The organism is Streptomyces sp. NRRL B-1347, from assembly GCF_000720325.1.
GTDB lineage: Bacteria > Actinomycetota > Actinomycetes > Streptomycetales > Streptomycetaceae > Streptomyces.
Window position 1 is genome coordinate 216,686 of record NZ_JOJM01000004.1, and the last position, 18,209, is coordinate 234,894.

Annotated in this window: 20 protein-coding genes; 10 read left to right on the forward strand and 10 right to left on the reverse strand. The window is 73.2% G+C overall.

Translation table 11 applies throughout. From position 1 onward, the window contains the following. Nucleotides 1-3 precede the first annotated feature (3 nt). Nucleotides 4-1,029, forward strand: coding sequence for a PHP domain-containing protein (locus IG74_RS0106370; RefSeq protein WP_030670997.1), 1,026 nt, complete (start codon nucleotides 4-6; stop codon nucleotides 1,027-1,029). Nucleotides 1,030-1,056: 27 nt separating this feature from the next. On the opposite strand, the gene IG74_RS0106375 is transcribed toward IG74_RS0106370, so the two are convergent. Continuing rightward, entirely contained in the window at nucleotides 1,057-1,443 is a 387-nt protein-coding gene (locus tag IG74_RS0106375; protein ID WP_030670999.1) for a hypothetical protein, read from the reverse strand. 107 nt (nucleotides 1,444-1,550) lie between these two features. Here IG74_RS0106375 and IG74_RS0106380 point away from each other — a divergent pair, with 107 nt between their 5' ends. Next, the gene (locus IG74_RS0106380) at nucleotides 1,551-1,874 is read left to right on the forward strand and encodes a cupin domain-containing protein (protein WP_051854625.1); all 324 of its coding nucleotides are present in this window, start codon (nucleotides 1,551-1,553) and stop codon (nucleotides 1,872-1,874) included. A gap of 71 nt (nucleotides 1,875-1,945) precedes the next feature. On the opposite strand, the gene IG74_RS0106385 is transcribed toward IG74_RS0106380, so the two are convergent. The 3 genes from IG74_RS0106385 to IG74_RS0106395 form a co-directional block, all read right to left on the reverse strand. Beyond that, nucleotides 1,946-2,215: a metal-sensitive transcriptional regulator gene (locus IG74_RS0106385; protein ID WP_030671004.1), complete on the reverse strand. Its 270-nt coding sequence runs from the start codon at nucleotides 2,213-2,215 to the stop codon at nucleotides 1,946-1,948. A gap of 68 nt (nucleotides 2,216-2,283) precedes the next feature. Then, entirely contained in the window at nucleotides 2,284-2,853 is a 570-nt protein-coding gene (locus IG74_RS0106390) for a rhodanese-like domain-containing protein (RefSeq protein ID WP_030671007.1), read from the reverse strand. A 44-nt stretch (nucleotides 2,854-2,897) separates the two neighbouring features. Further along, nucleotides 2,898-4,571 (reverse strand): FAD-dependent oxidoreductase, encoded by a 1,674-nt coding sequence (locus tag IG74_RS0106395; RefSeq protein WP_051854626.1) that lies wholly within the window; start codon nucleotides 4,569-4,571, stop codon nucleotides 2,898-2,900. 214 nt (nucleotides 4,572-4,785) lie between these two features. On the opposite strand from IG74_RS0106395, the gene IG74_RS0106400 reads away from it, so the two are divergent. The 3 genes from IG74_RS0106400 to IG74_RS0106410 all read left to right on the forward strand — a co-directional run bounded on the left by IG74_RS0106400 (nucleotide 4,786) and on the right by IG74_RS0106410 (nucleotide 6,560). Further along, nucleotides 4,786-5,604: an AraC family transcriptional regulator gene (locus IG74_RS0106400; protein ID WP_030671013.1), complete on the forward strand. Its 819-nt coding sequence runs from the start codon at nucleotides 4,786-4,788 to the stop codon at nucleotides 5,602-5,604. A 197-nt stretch (nucleotides 5,605-5,801) separates the two neighbouring features. After that, complete coding sequence (locus tag IG74_RS0106405; protein WP_030671016.1) at nucleotides 5,802-6,161, forward strand: peptidase inhibitor family I36 protein; 360 nt, start codon at nucleotides 5,802-5,804, stop codon at nucleotides 6,159-6,161. A 144-nt stretch (nucleotides 6,162-6,305) separates the two neighbouring features. Beyond that, nucleotides 6,306-6,560 carry a hypothetical protein gene (locus tag IG74_RS0106410; RefSeq protein WP_158857491.1) on the forward strand — a complete coding sequence of 85 codons (255 nt, stop codon included), beginning with the start codon at nucleotides 6,306-6,308 and terminating at the stop codon, nucleotides 6,558-6,560. A gap of 49 nt (nucleotides 6,561-6,609) precedes the next feature. Here the strand turns inward: IG74_RS0106410 and IG74_RS0106415 are convergent, their stop codons facing one another. Then, entirely contained in the window at nucleotides 6,610-6,957 is a 348-nt protein-coding gene (locus IG74_RS0106415; RefSeq protein WP_030671021.1) for a hypothetical protein, read from the reverse strand. Nucleotides 6,958-7,120: 163 nt separating this feature from the next. Between IG74_RS0106415 and IG74_RS0106420 the strand changes: the two genes are divergently transcribed. Further along, on the forward strand, nucleotides 7,121-8,575 hold the full coding sequence (locus IG74_RS0106420; protein ID WP_158857493.1) for an L-lactate permease: 1,455 nt from the start codon (nucleotides 7,121-7,123) through the stop codon (nucleotides 8,573-8,575). Between the two features lie 41 nt (nucleotides 8,576-8,616). On the opposite strand, the gene IG74_RS0106425 is transcribed toward IG74_RS0106420, so the two are convergent. Continuing rightward, nucleotides 8,617-9,234 carry a LysE family translocator gene (locus IG74_RS0106425; RefSeq protein WP_030671026.1) on the reverse strand — a complete coding sequence of 206 codons (618 nt, stop codon included), beginning with the start codon at nucleotides 9,232-9,234 and terminating at the stop codon, nucleotides 8,617-8,619. Nucleotides 9,235-9,349: 115 nt separating this feature from the next. Between IG74_RS0106425 and IG74_RS0106430 the strand changes: the two genes are divergently transcribed. From IG74_RS0106430 to IG74_RS0106440, 3 genes are all read left to right on the forward strand, one after another. Continuing rightward, nucleotides 9,350-9,802, forward strand: coding sequence for an Lrp/AsnC family transcriptional regulator (locus tag IG74_RS0106430; protein ID WP_030671027.1), 453 nt, complete (start codon nucleotides 9,350-9,352; stop codon nucleotides 9,800-9,802). 196 nt (nucleotides 9,803-9,998) lie between these two features. Then, on the forward strand, nucleotides 9,999-10,733 hold the full coding sequence (locus IG74_RS0106435; RefSeq protein WP_030671028.1) for a GAF and ANTAR domain-containing protein: 735 nt from the start codon (nucleotides 9,999-10,001) through the stop codon (nucleotides 10,731-10,733). Between the two features lie 55 nt (nucleotides 10,734-10,788). Beyond that, nucleotides 10,789-11,517 (forward strand): ANTAR domain-containing protein, encoded by a 729-nt coding sequence (locus tag IG74_RS0106440; RefSeq protein ID WP_051854627.1) that lies wholly within the window; start codon nucleotides 10,789-10,791, stop codon nucleotides 11,515-11,517. A 24-nt stretch (nucleotides 11,518-11,541) separates the two neighbouring features. Here the strand turns inward: IG74_RS0106440 and IG74_RS0106445 are convergent, their stop codons facing one another. From IG74_RS0106445 to IG74_RS0106460, 4 genes are all read right to left on the reverse strand, one after another. Further along, nucleotides 11,542-13,122 carry a S41 family peptidase gene (locus IG74_RS0106445; protein ID WP_030671031.1) on the reverse strand — a complete coding sequence of 527 codons (1,581 nt, stop codon included), beginning with the start codon at nucleotides 13,120-13,122 and terminating at the stop codon, nucleotides 11,542-11,544. Next, a complete protein-coding gene (locus tag IG74_RS0106450; RefSeq protein WP_030671034.1) occupies nucleotides 13,119-14,672 on the reverse strand; it encodes an amidohydrolase family protein in 1,554 nt (517 codons plus the stop codon). Before IG74_RS0106450 ends, IG74_RS0106445 begins: the two co-directional genes overlap by 4 nt. Next, nucleotides 14,672-15,433: a hypothetical protein gene (locus IG74_RS47745; RefSeq protein WP_051854628.1), complete on the reverse strand. Its 762-nt coding sequence runs from the start codon at nucleotides 15,431-15,433 to the stop codon at nucleotides 14,672-14,674. The genes IG74_RS0106450 and IG74_RS47745 overlap by 1 nt, the downstream gene beginning before the upstream one ends. Nucleotides 15,434-15,607: 174 nt before the next feature. Further along, a complete protein-coding gene (locus IG74_RS0106460; RefSeq protein ID WP_030671040.1) occupies nucleotides 15,608-16,624 on the reverse strand; it encodes a metallophosphoesterase family protein in 1,017 nt (338 codons plus the stop codon). Between the two features lie 383 nt (nucleotides 16,625-17,007). Between IG74_RS0106460 and IG74_RS0106465 the strand changes: the two genes are divergently transcribed. Continuing rightward, complete coding sequence (locus tag IG74_RS0106465; RefSeq protein ID WP_234334240.1) at nucleotides 17,008-18,150, forward strand: abortive phage infection protein; 1,143 nt, start codon at nucleotides 17,008-17,010, stop codon at nucleotides 18,148-18,150. The last annotated feature ends 59 nt before the right edge of the window (nucleotides 18,151-18,209 follow it).

The following is an 18,209-nucleotide window of genomic DNA, read 5'->3' on the forward strand; positions in this document are numbered from 1 at the left end:
CCGATGGAGCCCGTCGAGGCACTGAACCGCATCGCCTTCCTGCTCGAACGCGGCCAGGCGCCCACCTACCGGGTACGCGCCTTCCGCACCGCCGCGGCCACCGTCGCCGCCCTGTCGGAGCAGGAGCTGGCCGAGCGGGTCCGCACGGGCACCCTGGAAGCCCTCAAGGGCATCGGACCCAAGACGGGCGCGGTCGTGCGCGAGGCGCTCGACGGCGAGGTGCCCGGCTACCTCGCCCGCCTGGAGCAGGAGGCGGACGAGCCGTTGGTCTCAGGCGGCGCCGAGCTGCGGTCCCTGCTGCGCGGCGACTGCCATCTGCACTCCGACTGGTCCGACGGCGGCAGCCCCATCGAGGAGATGGGCCGGGCCGCCGCCGCGCTCGGCCACGAGTGGGCCGTCCTCACCGACCACTCGCCCCGGCTGACCATCGCGCGCGGTCTGTCGCCCGACCGGCTGCGCGAACAACTGCGGGTGGTGGCCGGGCTCAACGAGAAGTGGGCCCCGTTCCGCCTGCTCACCGGAATCGAGTGCGACATCCTGGAGGACGGCGGCCTCGACCAGGAGCCCGAACTCCTCGCCGAGCTCGACGTCGTGGTCGTCTCCGTGCACTCCAAGCTGCGCATGGACGCGGCGGCGATGACCCGCCGCATGGTGAAGGCCGTACGCAATCCGCACGCGGACGTCCTCGGCCACTGCACCGGCCGTCTCGTCACCGGGCGCGGCCGCCCCGAATCCACCTTCGACGCCGACGCGGTCTTCGCCGCCTGCGCCGAGTCCGGCACCGCCGTGGAGATCAACAGCAGGCCCGAGCGCAAGGACCCGCCCAGACGCCTGCTGCGCCGCGCGGTCGACGCCGGGGTCCTGTTCGCCATCGACACCGACGCCCACGCGCCCGGTCAGCTCGACTGGCAGGGCATCGGCTGCGCCCGCGCCGAGGAGTGCGGGGTACCGGCCGAACGCACCGTCACCACCTGGAACGCCGAGGACCTGCTCGCATGGACGAGCAGGTCCGGGCAGGGGCCGGCGTGAGCCGGTGTCTTCTCGGGTCGGGCGCGGTCAGTTCGTGATGGTCACACAGGGCAGACCGACGCTCGCACCGCCGCGGAAGCCCTCCGCGCACAGCCGCGTGCCCGCGGGGAAGTGCCGCTGGGGGTAGGCCTGGTCCCGGTAGGTGCGGAACTTGGCGACGTCCTCCACCTTCGTGTGCGCGCTCCAGCCGTTGGTGGTCCACACGCGCGCGCTGATGCGGTTCGGCTGGTTGGTGTTGGTCACCGACACCTCGACGCGGCCCAGGTAGGTCCCGGTGTCGTACGTCTCGATGCAGACCGAGTGGTTGCACCACTTGCCGTCGGCGACCGCCGAGGGCCCGGTGGCGACGACGCAGCCGAGCGCGGCCGCCGCCGCACCGATCCCCGCGGCGATCTTCCTGGTGATGTCGAGCATGGTGAGCCGCCCTCACATGAATCGCAGCGCCCGTGACCAGCTGCCACGGACTCCCGGGCGGACCAACGCGGGGCAAGATCGTTGGTTACGGGGAAGAATGTCTGACCATGAGCGATGACGAGATCACGCTGTTCGAGGACCTGCGGGAGCTGGCGCCGGTCGAGGAGGGAAAGCTCGGTCACCACACCCTGCTCAACGCGGGCGGTGCGCGGGTGGTCGTGCTGGCCTTCGAGGCCGGGCACGTGCTCAAGGAGCACCGCGCGCCGTGCCCCGTGCTGCTCCAGGCGATCGACGGGCAGCTGCGCGTGACCGCGGGCGATCGGAGCGCCGACCTGCGTCCGGGCGGGCTCCTGTACCTGCCGGCCTCGGAGCCGCACGCCGTCGAGGCACTCGCCCCCTCGCGGCTCTCGCTGACCCTGATCGGAGTCTGAGACACCCGGCCCCCGGCGGTGCCGGGTGCCCGCGAGCATCAGGCCCTGGCGGGGCCGGGTGCCCGCGAGCGTCAGGCCAGGCTCAGGAACAGCTTCTCCAGTTCCTCCTCGGTCAGCGGCGGGCGCTCGCCGTCGGTGGCGGCGAGACACTCGCGCATCCCACTGGCGATGATCTTGAATCCGGCCCGGTCGAGGGCGCGGGAGACCGCGGCGAGCTGGGTGACCACGTCCTTGCAGTCGCGGCCTGCCTCGATCATCGCGATGACGCCGGAGAGCTGGCCCTGGGCGCGGCGCAGCCGGTTCAGGACGGCGGTCATCGTCTCTTCGTTGTGGGCGGTCATGGGGGCCGCTTCCGTTCTGTCGTAGGGGTGGGCGGGCGGCGGTCGCGGTGCCGCCCGCCCGGGGTGGATCAGCCGCGCAGGCCCGCGCGTGCGGCGTCGAGGGTCTGCGGGCGCGGCTGGTTGTGCGGCAGCTTGGCCAGGACCGCGGCCATGCCGCAGGTGCCGCTGACACCCGAGTAGACCAGGCCCGCGGCGATCCCGGCGGACAGCAGCCGGGCGCGGGGGACGCGCAGGCCCACGGCGAGGCCGGTCAGGACGAGGGCGCCGGCGGTGAAGCGCACCTGCCGGTCCATCGCCCAGACCTGGCGCTGCTCGGGCCGGTCGGAGACGGCGAGGGGCAGACCGGCGGACCGCCAGGCGTCGGTGCCGCCCGCCAGTTCGGCCGCCTCGATCCCGGCCTGCTCCAGCCGTGCGCAGGCCGTACGGGAACGGGCTCCCGAGGCGCAGACGACGGCCAGTCCACGGCGTCGCGCCGTCTCGCGCAGGTCGGGCAGCAGCTCGCGCACGGAGTCGAGGGGGACGTTGACGGCGCCGGGGACGTGGCCCTGGGCGTACTCGCAGGCGGAGCGGACATCCACGACGAGGACGCCGTCGGCGATGCGGGACTCCAGCTGGGGCGGGGTGAGAGGGGTGTTCACAGGGGTTCCTTCTTCGTTCCGGGGCTGGTCGGAGGGGTCGTGGATCAGGCGGCCAGGGGAGTGGAGCGCCCCGGGTCGGCCGCGTCCGGACAGGTGGTCCGTGCGGCGGCCCAGGTGGCGTAGCCGCCGTCGAGGTTGGCGGTGAGGCGGCCGGTGAGCTGGGTCAGGAGGCGGGCCGCGGTGTGGCCGCGCAGTCCGACCTGGCAGTGGACGATCAGCTGCTGTCCCGCGGGGATCTCGTCAAGGCGGGCGCGCAGCTGGTCGACCGGGATGTTGAGCGCGCCGGGGATCGCGCCGCGGGCGTGCTCGGCCGCGGTGCGGACGTCGATCAGGGCGGCGCCGTCGGCGAGCGCGGCGTCCAGCTCGTGCCACTGCACCGCCCGGCCGGTCCCGGTGGCCAGGTTCTCGGCGATCATCCCGGCCATGTTCACCGGGTCCTTGGCCGAGCCGTAGGGCGGGGCGTAGGCGAGCTCCAGATCGGCCAGGTCCGGGGCGGTGAGACCGCCCGCCATCGCGGTGGCGATCACGTCGATGCGCTTCTCCACGCCCTCGGTGCCGACCGCCTGGGCACCCAGGATCCGCAGGTCGTCGGGGTCGTACAGGACCTTGAGGGCGATCGGGGAGGCCCCCGGGTAGTAGCCGGCGTGGGAGCCGGGGTGCAGGTGCACGGCCTGGTGCGGACGGCCTGCGGCGCGCAGTCGCTTCTCGTTCCAGCCGGTGGCGGCGGCGGTGCGGCCGAAGACCTTCACGACGGCCGTACCGGTCGCTTCCCGGGCCCGCACCGGCCGCCCGGCGATCACGTCGGCTACCAGGCGTCCGTGTCTATTGGCCAGGTTGGCCAGCGGGACCAGGGCCGGCTCGCCGGTCAGCGCGTCGCGCTTCTCCGCCGCGTCGCCGACCGCGTACACCTGCGGGTCGCTGGTGCGCTGGTACGCGTCGACGGCGATGCCGCCGCGCGGCCCGACGGCCAGACCCGCGGCCCGGGCCAGCGCCGTCTCGGGGCGTACGCCGATCGCGAGCACCACGAGATCGGCGGCCAGGGTGCGGCCGTCGGCCAGCGTGACGCGGTCCGGCCCCACGGCGGCCAGCTGGGCGCCGAGTTCGACCCGTACGCCGTGGGCGCGCAGCTCGGTGGTGAGCGGCGCGGCCATCTCCGCGTCGAGCGGCGGCAGCACCTGGTCGGCCAGCTCGACCAGCGTCACCGTCAGCCCGCGCTCGCGCAGGTTCTCCGCGGCCTCCACACCGATGAAGCCTGCCCCGACCACCACGGCGGTACGGGCGCCCGCGTCGAGATCAGCGGCGACGCGGTCCACGTCGGCCACGTCCCGCAGGGTGCGGGCCCGCTCGATACCGGGCAGGTCGGGCACGAAGGGCCGGGCGCCGGGGCTGAGGACGAGCCGGTCGTACGCCTCCTCGTACTCGCCGCCGCCGACCAGGTCGCGTACGCGTACGGTGCGGGCCGCGAGGTCGATCGCGACGGCCTCGCTGCGTACGCGCACGTCCAGGCCGAACCGGGCGCGCAGGGCCTCCGGCGTCTGCAGCAGGAGCGCGTCGCGCTCCTCGATGACGCCGCCCAGGTAGTAGGGCAGCCCGCAGTTGGCGTAGCTGACGTGGGCGCCGCGCTCGACGACCACGATCTCCGCGTCCTCCTCCAGCCGTCGCAGCCGCGTCGCGGCCGACATCCCGCCCGCGACGCCACCGACGATGACGACCTTCATGTTTCCTCCTGGCACGATCACTCTCACCATACCCCCAGGGGTATGAAAAAATACGGGTGGGGGTATCTGTACTGGTGTTCTGCAACGAAACGGAGGTCCAGGTTCATTCCCGGACGACGGCACGGAGGCCACGGCCACCCGCGGTCCGAGGCCCGCCGGGCCGACTGTGATCAAGGCCCTAGGCCCGCGCGGCCCCGTCTGCGAGCATGCGCCGATGGCTGAGGAAGGCGAACACGCACGGCTCTGGGCCGCGCCCGGCAGCGCGCAGGTGGAGCTGCTGTCCGCGCGCTTCGAGCGCTTCGCCTTCGACCGGCACAGCCACGAACAGCTCTCCGTCGGCGTCATCGAGGAAGGCGCGGAGGGACTGCACCTGGCCGGGGGCAAGGTCGTGGTCCCCGCCGGGCAGCTGGTGATCCTCAACCCCGGGCAGGTGCACACCGGCTTCGCCGCCGAGGAGTCCGGCTGGCGGTACCGGATGTTCTACTTCGACACCGCCATGGTCGACGAACTCGCCGAGGAGCACTTGGGCGTCCGGGACGTCTGGTTCGGGCAGACGGCGGTGCCCGACCCCGAGCTCTTCGCCGGGCTGCGCCGCGTGCACCGCGAACAGGAACGCGCCGGCGACCCCCTCACCGCCGAGTCCCTGCTGCTCGGGGCGTTGACGACGGTGCTGCGCCGACACGCGAGCACCGGCCGGACGATCGCCCCCGGGCCCCGACGGGACCCGCGCCGGGGCCCCGACCTGGCCCGGCAGCTGCTCCACGACCGCTGGACCGAGCCCGTCACCATCGCCGAACTCAGCGCCGCGTCGGGCATGCCGCGCGCCTCCCTCATCGCCGCCTTCCGCCAGGCGTACGGACTGCCGCCGCACGCCTACCTGCTGCGCCTGCGCGCCAACCGCGCCCGCCGCCTGCTCCTGACCGGCCGCCGCCCCGCCGAGGTCGCCGCCGCCACCGGCTTCGCCGACCAGGCCCATCTGACCCGCGTCTGCAAGCGCTACTTCGGCGTGACACCGGGCGCGATCCGGCCCTGACGGCACCCGCGCGAGGACCGCCTGCCACGACCGCGCCGAACCGCGAGGTCCCGGCCGGCATGCCCCGAACTGGCCACGTCCCCGGAGGGAATGGCTGGCTCCGCCATCCACGGACCCGGCACCTCCACGGCACGATGGCGGCCCCATCGGACATCCCGGCTCGGGAGGTACCTGTGCGACCTGGAGCGAGAAGCATCGTGCTGGCGGCCGTGGCCATCGCCGCGACCGCGCTCGTCACCGCACCTCAGGCGGCGGCCGACACCAAGGCCATCGGCCTGTACCTGGGGGAGCACCAGAACCTCGGCGGCGCGAAGTGGTACTTCGACAAGACGGAGACCTCGGTCGGTCGCGCCGAGGACAAGGCGAGCTCGGTGTGGAACGACAGCGGATACGCCTGGGTGATCTTCGAGCACAAGAACCACCGGGGGCGTGCCTACTGCCTCTACCCCAACAAGCGCGTCCACGACCTCCACGTGCAGTGGCTGTCCTTCGGAGACAAGATCTCTTCGGTACGGCGCCTCGCCGACGCCGGCTGCGCCGGCTACCCGCCGATCTAGGCGCCGCGCGTCCGGACGCCGTCGCGCCCTTCGTCCCACGGCCTCGCCCAGGGCTGCACATCGCGGGCGGCACTTCGTAGAGCCGGTGTAGAGCACCCGTTGATCACTGGCCGGTTCACTGCGTGCGTCGACCCCATCGGGACCATGGAGGATTTCGTGATCAAGCGTGTGGCAGTGGGTGTGGCGGCGGCCGCCCTGTGTGCGTTCGGCGGCGGCGTGGCGTTCGCCGGTACGGGCGAGAGCGGTACCGCCCCGGCAAGTTCGCACCGGGCAGCCGCGCCCGGGCACGGCCCCGCGGCCGGTTCCGACGTCACACCGGCTGCGCGGGAGCACCGCCTGAGCCAGCAGAGCGTGGTCGTCGCGAACTGGTTCGAAAGGCCCCGTCCGGAAGAGATGTAGTCCAGCGGGTCCGCCCCGTCGGCAGCGGGCGGCCGACGGGGCGCACGACTCAGAGCCCCAGTTTCTTGAGAGCCGAGAGGACCAGCAGGACGCCCACGCAGATCGCCGCGTACGTCCAGTGGCCGGTCACCGCGAACGTGATGGCGAGGCCGGACGCGGCGTGGCTGATCGCACAGCCGCAGCTCTGCGCGGGGCCCGGTTCGCGCGGGGGACGGGGCTCCTTCTTCCTGGCGGCGGAGGCCGCTGCCCCGGTGTCCGCCGGGGCCTTCGGGGCGGACGGCTCGTGGAAGTGGACATCGCCGAACACGGTGCCGAACTGCCCGACCGGGCCCGTGACATGGCCGCTGATGTCGTTGTCGGTGCCGCTTCGTTCTCGGTCCTCGTCGGGCGCGCCCACGGTTCAAGTAAACCGGGTTCGTTCCCCGCCTCAAGCCCCCTGTCGTACGGCTGCTGTCCTCGGCGTGCGACTTTCGTTCAAGACCGTCACCGCGCCGCCGCGCCAGGCTGGCCCCGCCGGACAAGGAGAGACGAAGGGCGGCTGAACGAACATGGTGTGGGCGATGGCGGTGTCCCCGCTGGTCGTGGTCCTGGGGATGATCACGGGGCTGCGCCGGGCGGCGCACTGGGCGGCGGTCGTGGGGGCCGTACTGGCGGCCCTGCTGATCTGGTGGCTGCCGGACTTCGCGCTGCCGGGCGACGCGGCCGCCGGGACCGCGGGAGGGGCGGGGCTGCTGGTGCTCAACGCCGCCGCGGTGATGCTCCCGGGCGTCTATCTGAGCCAGGTGCTCACCCGCCGCGCGGTGCACCGGTCGTTGCAGGAGTGGGTGCGCGGCCTCCCGCTGCCGGTGCCCGCGACGATCGCCCTCGTGGTGGCGGGCATCGCCCCCACCGTGGAGGCCCTCACCGGCTTCGGCGTCTCGCTGCTGGTCACCGTGCCGGTGCTGCTCGCCCTCGCGCCGCCCGCGACCGCGCTGCGCCAGGCCATGCTCGGCATGAACATCATGCCGTGGGGCACCCTCGGCCTCGCCACCGTCATCGGCGCCGCCCTCACCGGCAGCGCCACCGCCGAACTGGGCACCCGCACCGCCGTCACGAGCGCCCTGGTCTTCCCCCTGGTGACCGCGTGGGCCGCGCTCCTCGCCCGGCCGCGACGGCCGTTGCGCACCGCCGTGGTGGCCGTGGGCGCGGGCGGCGTTCTCGCGCTCGGGCTCCTCGCGCTGAACCGCATCGGCGCGGTCCAGCCCGCGGGCGTCCTGGCCGGACTGGCCGCCACCGCCGCCGGGCTCGCGCTGTGCGCCGCCCGCCGGAAGCGGACCGGCTCCGCGGGCTCCGGCCGGCTGCTGCCGCCGCGCGCGGTCCTGTCCGCGTACGGACTCGTCCTCGGCGGCATCGCCCTGACGCGCGTGGCCAAGGCCGCGGGCGTGCCCGCCCTCACCCTGCACGCGGGCGACGTGAGCTTCGCGCTGCTGAGCTCGCCGGGCCTGCCGCTGCTCGCCGCGGCCCTGATCCTGGACCGGGGCCGCCCGCACCGCCAGGACGCGCGCACCGCGCTGACCCGCGTCGGCAGGCCGCTGCTCGCGCTGACCGGCTTCGTCGCCCTGGGGCGGCTGATGGCGGACAGCGGCATGATCGGGGAGCTGGGCACCGCGGTCGCCGGGGCGCCGCCGCTGGTCATCGCCCTGGCGGCACCCGCGCTCGGCATGCTCAGCGGCTTCCTGACCGGCTCGAACGTCGGCGGCAACGCGCTGATGATGCCGCTCCAGGAGCGGCTCGCCCCGGACGGCGCGGGCTTCGACCTCTGGTTCGCGGCCCTGCAGAACAGCGCGGCGGGCCACGCCGTCTTCACCTCGCTGCCCATGATCATGCTGATCCTGGCGGTGGCCGGTGACCGCGCGAAGTCGGCCGGTGTCACCGAACGGGGCCTGCTCCGCTTCGGCCTGCGCGTGGCCGCCGCGGTCTACGCCGCCCTTGCCGTGACGGCGGTCGTCGTGGTGACCGTCGGCGGAGCGGTTTGATCCACCGCGGCGGGCGGGGCCGCGCTCGGGGTCCGGCCGCGTCACGCGGCGAGGCGTTCCACGAGGAGGAGCGCGCCGATGCCGATCATCATCGCCCCGCTGGCCCGGGTGACCGCCCGGGCCGCCGCGGGCCGGGCCTTGAGAACGGCACCGGCCAGTACGCCGACGCCGAGGTAGACCACCGCGCAACTGGCCATGTGCAGCGAGCCGAGCAGACCGCTCTGGACCGCGACGGGCCAGCCCGCGCCCGGGTGGATGAACTGCGGGAACAGCGAGAAGTACAGCAGCAGCGCCTTGGGGTTGAGGCCACTGGTGCCGACCCCCTTCCACGCGATCTGCCAGCGGGAGTCCGCCAGGGCCTCGGTGGCCGCCTGCGGACCGGCCGGGCGGGCCAGGACGCCCCAGCCGAGCCATATGAGGTAGCAGGCGCCGAGGACGGTCAGTGCTGTGAGCAGCGCACCGGAGCTGGCGACGATCACGACGAGGCCCGCCACCGCGAGCAAGGTGTACCCGGCGTACCCGGCCACCAGACCGGCCACCGCCGGGACCACCGACCGCTCGCGCAGCCCCGCCGAAATCGCGTACGCCCAGTCCGCGCCGGGTGTGCACACCAACAGCAGGTCCACCGCCAGGAAAGCCGCCACCGTGCCCGTGTCCATGCAGAATCGTTTCCTCTCCCCCTCGTCGTTCCGAGAGGGAAGGCTAGGAGCTTTTCGGCCAAAAGTGTTTCCGTAATTACCCCGGCACCCGGCATGGCGGGGGATAATCTTCCGCATGGACGCCCTGGACCGGAAGATTCTTACTGAGCTGCAGCAGGACGGGCGGCTCACGGTGACGGAGCTGGCCGCCCGCGTGAAGCTCAGCGTGTCGCCCTGCCACCGGCGCGTGCGCGACCTGGAGAAGTCCGGGGCGATCCGGGGCTATCGCGCCGTGGTCGACCCGCCCTCGCTCGGCCTGAACTTCGAAGCGCTCGTGTTCGTCACCCTGCGTTGGGAGGACAGTGACACGGTCACCGCGTTCGAGGAGGGCGTGGCCGACGTCCCCCATGTGATCCAGGCCCAGCGCCTGTTCGGCGAACCCGACTACCTGCTGCGCGTCGCCACCGCCGACCTTGCCGCCTACCAGCAGCTGTACGACCAGCGGCTCGTCACCCTGCCGGGCGTACAGCGCCTGACCTCCACGCTCGTCATGAAGCACGTGGTCGACGACCGCCCGCTGCCCCAGTAGGAGCGCCCCGCTCGCGGTATTGCCCCCGTGCGGCCGGTGCAGAAGGATGGTCGTAGAGGGACTTCTCCCAATGCGATGGAACAGTGACCGCCCCGACTCAGGGGGCGCTCAGGGGAATGTGTAAGGGCTTTCCCGGCCATGCCATCTGCCGCCGGTCAGCGGGCGGCAGCCCTTACGCGTCCAAGGCGGCCCGAGCATGGGAGCACTGCGCGAGGAGCGGTTGGCCGCCGCGTTCATCGACCTGGCCGACATCGTCTCCGAAGACTTCGACATCATGGAGTTCCTGCACCGGCTCGCCGACCACGCCGTCGCGCTGCTGGAGCTCACGGACTGCGGCGCCATGCTGCTCAGCGCGCAGGGCCAGGTCGTGGACGCGACCGCGTCCACCGAGGCGACGCGGCACCTCGAACTCGCCCAGATCCAGCTGCGCCAAGGGCCGTGCTGGGACTGCATCCACACCGGCGCCCCCACGGCCGACACCCTCCTGGACAGTCCGACGGCCGGCCGCAAGTGGCCGCGGTTCGCGCCGCTCGCGCTCGCGTGCGGATTCGTCGGCATCGCCGCCGTGCCGATGAGGCTGCGCGGCCAGACCGTCGGCGCGCTCAACCTCTTCCACGCCCACACCACGCCGATGACCACCGCCGACCTGCGCCTGGGCCAGGCCCTCGCGGACGCGGCGGCCATCGCCATCCTCACCCAGCGCAGCCTGCACGACCAGCGATTGCTGTCCGAACAGCTCCAGGCCGCGCTGGACAGCCGCGTCGTCATCGAACAGGCCAAGGGCGTGCTCGCCACCCGCGCCGGGATCAGCCTCGACGAGGCCTTCGACCGGATGCGCCGGCACGCCAGGCACCACCGGCAGCGCCTCACCCAACTGGCCCTCCACGTGATCGAGGATCCCGCCGAACACCTCACCGGCCCTCTGTCATAACCCCACCCTCCCCGGGCGGCCAGGACGTCTTGGCCGCCGACAGGCGGTGACTGGCATGACCGGCTACCTCCCGCCCACCACCCCCCTCACCCGAGCCCTGGACAACGCGCCCCCCGGAGCCGGGCTTCCCGGCCTGTCCGCGGCCGACTGCGCGGCGGCCCTGGGCCTGGACGGCCTGACCGTCGCCCTGATCGCCTCCACCGGCCTCACCGAACTCGTCTGGCACGGCCCCGCCGACCACATCGGACCGGCCCTGGACGACCTCCAGTTCACCCTGGGCGAAGGACCCACCCCCGACGTGGCCCGCACCGGCCTCGCCACCCTGCACACCGACCTGACCGACATCCCGGACACCCAGTGGCCCGCGTTCACCCCGGCCGCCCTGGGCCTCGGCGCCCGCACCCTCATCGCCCTGCCGCTGGCGCTCGGCGCCATCCGCCTCGGCGTCCTCACCGGCCACCGCACCAGCCCCGGCGCCCTGACCACCACGCAACGCGGCGACCTCGTCACCCTCACCAACGCGATCGTCTTCCTGGCCCTCACGGCACCCGAGGCCACCGTCGGGTTGCAGAGCGCCGACAACGACCACACCACCTTGCACCGCGCCGAAGTCCACCAGGCCACCGGAGTCCTCGCCGCCCGCCAGTCCCTGCCCCTGCAGACCGCCCTGCTGCGGCTGCGCGCCTATGCCTACAGCCACGAACGCGACCTGCTCGACGTCGCACGCGCCGTCCTCGACGGCACCCTCCGCCACCTCAACAACGGCACCGCCGCGGACGAGTGACACCGCGCAGCAGGTGACGCGACGTCAGGCGAGCAGCGCCACGGCCGCCGCCAGGAGGTCCTGGTTGTGTCCGGTGACGTCACGCTCGGTCAGCCGGTGCAGCTCGTCCGCCTCGACACCGAGGTCCTCGAGCGGTACGTCGACGTTGCCGCGGGCCCGCGTGGCGCGCCGGAGGGCGACACGGAACCCGGCACCACGCGGCAGCTCGCCGAGGATCTCGGGCAGCCACACGCGCAGCAGCTCGTGCGTCCACACGTTGGCGCCGCCTGCCCCGGTGCGCCGCGCGGTGCCCAGGACGGGACCGAGGCCGTTGTCCTGGAACCCGGCGGCGAAGATGTCCGCGGCCGAGTACGACAGCGCGTCCGTGATCAGGACCTTGGGGCCGGTGTGGCGCGGAAGCCCGGCGGTGACCGCCTCGGGGTCGGTGAGCGGGAAGGCCTGCGAGTACACCTCGCCGGTCTCCACGGCGGCGCGGATCGACTTCGTCCAGACGCGGAAGCCCGGATTGGCCCGGGCGAGGGCGAGTGCCGCGCGCGTGGTGGAGAGCGAGAAGCTCACCGGGGCGACGGCGTGCGGGCTCAGCACCTGCAAGGCGGACTCCGCGGCCGGGACATGGCCTCCCGGGTTGCCGCGGACGTCCACGATCAGACCGCTCGCCGGAGCGCGCGCCGCGATCCGCGCCACCTGCTCGGCGAACGGCCGCGCCCCCGAGACGTTGAACGAGTAGATCCGCAGATACCCGTACGAGCGACCGCGGACGCGCACCGTCCGGTAGTGGACGACGCTGCGCAGGGCCCGCGCGGCCGAGCGCTGCGCCCGGGGCGGCGCGAACAGCGCGCGCTTGACCTGGCGCACGGCCTCGCTGCCGACGTCGATGCCGAGGTTCGTGGCCAACGTCGGCACGGGGTCCTGGGCGCGCCCCGCGTGCTGCTCCACCGCGCGCACGCGCCACGGGACGCGCGTCTCGCGGCGGCGTCCCCCGGCGGTGCGGTACGACAGGAGCACGCGGTGCTCGTCGGGCGGGGGACCGGTCCGCAGCGGGCGCAGCGTTAGCGACTCCAGGCCCCTGGCCAGGCGCGCGTCGAGGTGGGAGCCCGCCTGCGCGGCCGCGTTGCGCTCGACGGCCCGCTCGATCGGCACCCCGTTCCAGGCCTCCAGCTCGGCGCCGACGTCGAGGCCCGCGTGCACGAGCGACGGGTCGATCTTGGAGACGACGTGGTGGGGCGTGCCGTCGGGGTCGGCGTAGCGCTCGACGAGGAAGCCGAGCGTGGCCACGTGGCCCCGGTAGGGGTCCGGCAGCTGGTAGGCGGTGTGCAGATCGCGCAACCCCCGGAAGACGTCCGTGAGTTCGGCGTGGAACTGCAGCTCGCTGAGGGGCGCGAGGCGGCGCTCCAGGAGACGGAGGCGCTGCACCGGGTCGGTGGCGTGCATCGCCCGCTTGAGCGGGAGGTGCACGTACAGCTCTTCGAGCAGCACCCGGGCGGCGGCCACGAGCCGGTAGCGGTCCGCGAGCGGCAGCGGGTCGGCCTCGACCCGCCGCATGAACTCCGCAAGGCCGACCGAGTCCGGCAGGGTCCGGTCCGGTTCGGCGATCGTCCGCCTCACGGGTAGTAGTCCGCGAGGTGCTGGAGCTGCGGCACACCGCTGCGCGCCACGGCGGCGAAGTAGGCGGCGTCGTGGGCCAGCGGGTCGAGGCGCGGGATGACCAGGTCCAGCGGCACCTCGCCCGCGGCGGCGAAGGCACCCGTGTCGCCCTCCGGCATGTCGCCGAACAGGGCGAGCGGCGCGTCGGGGTCGTCGAGCGGCCCGCCCCAGTCCGCGAGCGCGTCCTGCGCGGCGCGCCAGGCGGCCACCGGGTCCTCGCGGACCTTCTCCAGGGCCCGCTTGACGCCGGGCCAGTCGAGGGTGGCGTCGGTCCGGTTCGGATCCCGCACCGCCACGCGCCGGGAGAGCCCGGCCACCGTGAGCGCGCTCGTGTCCGTCGCCCCCGCGGCCGTCATCAGCGCCCGCGTGCCGTAGAAGGGGCGGCCGCGCACCAGGACCAGGCGCACGTGGCGCTCGGTCGCGTCGATCAGGTTGCGGTACGGGTCCCGCGCCGGGTCGTGGCGTTCGAGGACGAGCAGGTCCGCGGCGCTGCCGCGTTCGAGCCGGCCCACCTGCGGACCCCAGGCGGTCGCGAGGGCGTCGCCGGGGTTCGCGGTCACCATGTCGCACAGCTCGCGGTCGGTGAAGCGGCCGCCGAGTTCGTGACGGTTGACGGCGTCGGCGACCTTGAGTTCGCCGAGCACGTTCTTGGTGCCCGAGGGCGACCAGTCGGAGCCGAGGGCGATGCGCAGCCCCTTCTTGTCCGCCTCCACCACGTCCGTCGTGTCGTGGTAGAGCCAGTAGTTGGAGAACGGCGACCAGACGACGGTGGCCTTCTCCGCGGCGTTGATCGCGGTCACCGCGCTCTGCCACTTCTTGAAGTCGGCCGCCGTCAGGGCGGTGGCGTGCACGCCGATCAGGCCCGGCTTCAGACACGGTTCGAGGTCGTCGAACTCGCGGTGCACGATCGAGCCGGGCTTCCCCTCGGCGACGTGGTAGATCAGCAGCCGCGTGCCGTCGAGCTTCGGCGCCCGCTCCTCGCGCAGCTCCTCGGCGTCGAGCTGGAGCGCGGCGGTCATCACCATGTCGGCGCCCGCGGGCAGCTTCTCGTTGTCGATGGTCCGCAGCAGCCAGCCGTCGACGGGGCGCGTCGACAGCGGGGCGCCCTGGATCGCCGTGACGCCGCCGACCAGCGCCTTCACCTCGACGTACTTGATCAGGGCTTCGGGCGCCGCCTGGCCGAGCACCTTGGCGGGCCAGGTGACCGACGTCGAGTAGTCGGGCGGGTGCTGCTCACCGACCCAGCGGTCGTGGTGCAGATAGGGGACGCCGACCGCCTCCCACAGCGGGAGCGTGTTGTAGAGGAGGTGGTTGTGCAGGTCGATCAGGCCCGGCAGGATCAGCGCGCCCGTGTCGACCACCGGCGCGCCGGAGAAGCCCGCGGGCGGCGCCTGCCCGGCCGGGCGCACCGCGGCGATGCGGCCGTCGTCACCGACGTACACGGCGCCCGGGTCGAGGATCCGGTGGTCGCTGTCGCAGGTGACCACCGTGCCGCGCAGCACGAGCGCCATCAGCCCGGCGCCTTCCAGAGCAGCGTGTGCTTGTCGTCGGGCGAGGGGCGGCTGACGGAGTTCGTCCCGCCGCCGGCGCGCACCCAGGCGTCGTCGCCGAGGAAGCCGGGGGCGCCGAAGGGCAGGTCGTGGCGGGGGATCGCGCCGTAGTCGGACTCCAGGAACTGGGTGCCGTAGTTCGGCCCGGTGTTGTCGCCGTCCGGGTCGGGCGTCACGATCGACCGCAGCTGGGTGACGGCCGAGCGCCAGGCGTTGAGCAGGACCGTCGGGTCGTGGCTGGTCGGATGGGGCACCTCGACGAGCGGCACCTGGGGCCGGGTCGTCCACAGCCGCACCGCCTCCTGGGCCATGAAGCCCATGGCGACGACGGCCTCCAGGGTCGGGTCCGTCGCCCGGTCGAAGACGGCGTTGCGCCACTGCGTCTGCGGCGGGTCGGCGAGCCGCTCCTTCATCGCGAAGGCCCGGCTCGGCTGGACCGCGTACGCCCACGCGTTGAGGCAGACGTAGGAGCGGGTAAGCCCCAGCTTCGTGAGGAAGCCCTGCACGCGCTGGCCGGCGTTGCCGACGAGGCTGCGCCCGGCGATCCGCTCGGTGGGGCCCGGATCCGATGCCACGATCAGTACGCGCGCTGTGCCGTCGAGCCGCCCGCGGTAGAAGATCGGCCCCCAGTCGAACCAGAACGCCTCCTTGACGGGCGGCTCGGGCACCTGGGCCAGCAACTCGGCGAACTGGGCCGTGGGCCCGCGGTCGAACTCCGCCATGGGTCAGCGCCTCCTCACCGGCCGGATGGTGCGGGCCCGTGAACACACGGGGCCCTCGGTCGCCGGGCCGCGTGGGCCCGGCGACCGAAACCGGTGTCCGTTTCAGTGCATCACCCTGCCCCGAAGGGTGCAAACGGTGGCATATCAGCTGTCACTCGCGGGCTTGTGCGCCCCTCAGCGGCTCAGCGGCACCGTGATCTGCTTCAGCCAGGCCCGGCGCGCGAAGTCGCGGGCCTTGATGACGACGGAGTCGCGGTGGACCTCGACCTGGAGGCCCTGGTTGAAGGAGCCCTCGACGGCGACCTCGCCGCCCTTGCCGTCGTCGCGGTAGCCGGTCTGGATCGCACCCGTGTTGACCACCGTGAACCCGTTGAGGTTCGCGGTGCCGGGCACGACGCGGCGCACCACCCAGTCGGACAGGTCGAGGTCCCAGTGGGTGTGGCCGGAGAAGAGGAACACGTCGGGGTGGCGGCCGAGCAGGCCCAGCAGGCGGTCGGCCTGGAGGTAGTCGCTCGCGTAGAGCTTGTTGCGGGTGCCGGAGACCGTGTTGGGCAGCGGGTGGTGGGTGATGACCATGACCGGCCTGCGGCGCCGCGACCAGTGCCAGAGCCGGTCCTCCAGCCACGCGAACTGCGCGTCGCTGAGCCACACTTCGTCCCAGAGCTTCGGGTCGTGGAAGTGCGCGTACCGCTCGGTGCCGAGGGCGAGCACCGGGATGCCGCCGAACGACGTCTCCGCGTGCACCGAACCGCGCCCGGCGAACCGGTAGAAGCTGCGGAAGAGCGAGTCCTCGGTGGTGCCGTTGGGCCAGGTGTCCTGGGCCAGCGTGTCGGGGTCGCGCCACTTCGGCACGTAGAACTCGTGGTTGCCGATCGCCCAGGACACGCTGCGCGGGTGGGAGTGCCGCCGGAGTTCGGCGCTGACCTGCGCGTACTCGAAGTCGTAGCCGCGCGGCGTGATGTCGCCCGCGACGGCGAGGCCCGCGCTGCGCGGGTTCACGGCCGCCATGTCGTCCAGGGCCCGGCCGAAGTCGCGCAGGTCGCCCTGGATGTCGCTGATGACGTTGAACCGCACGACGTCCCGGCCGCGCCACCGCTCGGGGTGCGCGGCGGGGACGGCGTGGGCCTGCGGGGCGAGGGCGGTGGTCGCCAGGGCGCCGCCGCTCGCGGCGAGGAGGGTTCTGCGGTCCATGGGTGGCTCCGTGAGGTGCGTGATGGTGGAAGAGGGGAGTGATGTGCGCAGGGTGTTGTCGGTGAACCTCACGGGGCCCCGGTGCCTTCCCTGCCACGCGCGGTGGGCAGGTGCGTGTATCAGGCATGAACATCTGACGGGGGCGTCGGAGACCGGCCGGGCGCGGAAGTATCGGTCGGCGGCGGCTTGCGGCGGTCCGCAGGCCCTGGCGATGTCGACTTTGGTTACGCGGGACGGGACCGATGCCCGATGAGCGGCCCACCCCCGACGACCGATGCTCGGGGTGATCCGACCGCGACCGGGCATCCGGGCGGGACCAACCGTCCGAGCGGGACCGGCGATCCGACCGCGACCAACAGGAGCACGTGATGCGGAACGAAGGCATGACCAGAGGGCGATTCCTCACCGGCGCGGCAGCGGCGGCGGGCGCCGCCGCCCTCGCGGGCCCGGCGCTGTCCGGGACACCGGCGGCCGCCGCGCCGCACCCGGGCGGCGCCGAGGAAGCCGCCGCCCGGCGCGGACTGACGTACCGGGGCGTCATGTACGAGTGCGGGGACGGAGATACGCCCGACATCAGCTGGAACCGCACCCGGATGCGCTCCGACCTGCGGAGCATCAAGCGCGCGCTGCACGCGAACTCGGTCGTGGTCTACGGCACCGGCGTCGAGCGCATGGCCGCCACGGCCGCCGAGGCGGCCGAGCACGGACTGCACGTGTGGCTCCAGCCGCGCCTGGCCGACCTTCCCGAACGCCAGATCCTCGACCACCTCGCCGAGACCGGCAGACAGGCCGAACGGCTGCGGCGCCAGGGCGCGCGGGTGTACCTCAGCGTGGGCTGCGAGTTCATCCTGTTCGTCCCCGGGATCGTGCCCGGGGACGACGCCCTGGAGCGGGTCGAGAACATGCTCAAGGGCAACTGGGACCCCGAGAAGGCGCAGCGCAAGCTGGACCGGCTCATCCCGCTCGCCGCGCGCACCGCGCGACGCGTCTTCCACGGACCGCTCACCTACGGCGCCGCGCACGAAGACGCCGTCGACTGGAGCCTGTTCGACATCGTCAGCGTCAACTACTACTCCTACTTCGCCGATCCGCGCGGCTACTTCAAGGAGCTCGACCCCTACCGGAAGTGGGGCAAGCCCGTGGCCATCACCGAGTGCGGCACCTGCACGTTCCGGGGCGCTCCCGAAGCGGGCGGCATGGGCTGGAACACCATCGACTACAGCAAGCCCAAGCCGGAGACGCGCCCCGACCTCCGGCGCAGCGAACGCACCCAGGCCCGCTATCTGAGCCAGATCCTCGACGTGTTCGAGCGGATGAACCTGCACGCGGCGATGGTGTACGAGTTCGTGTCCCCGCAGTCGCCCCACCGCCGCGAGCGGCGCTACGACCTGGACATGGCCAGCTACAGCCTCACCAAGGCCATCTGGAGCACCGAGGACGACCCGACCGCGCGGTGGCACTGGGAGCCCAAGGAGTCCTTCCACGCGGTGGCCGAGCACTTCGCCCGCGCCGGCCGCCCCGCGTGACGGCCCCGCCGCAGGGGCCGCAGGAACCGGCACCGGACGGCATACGTTGTCGTACACGA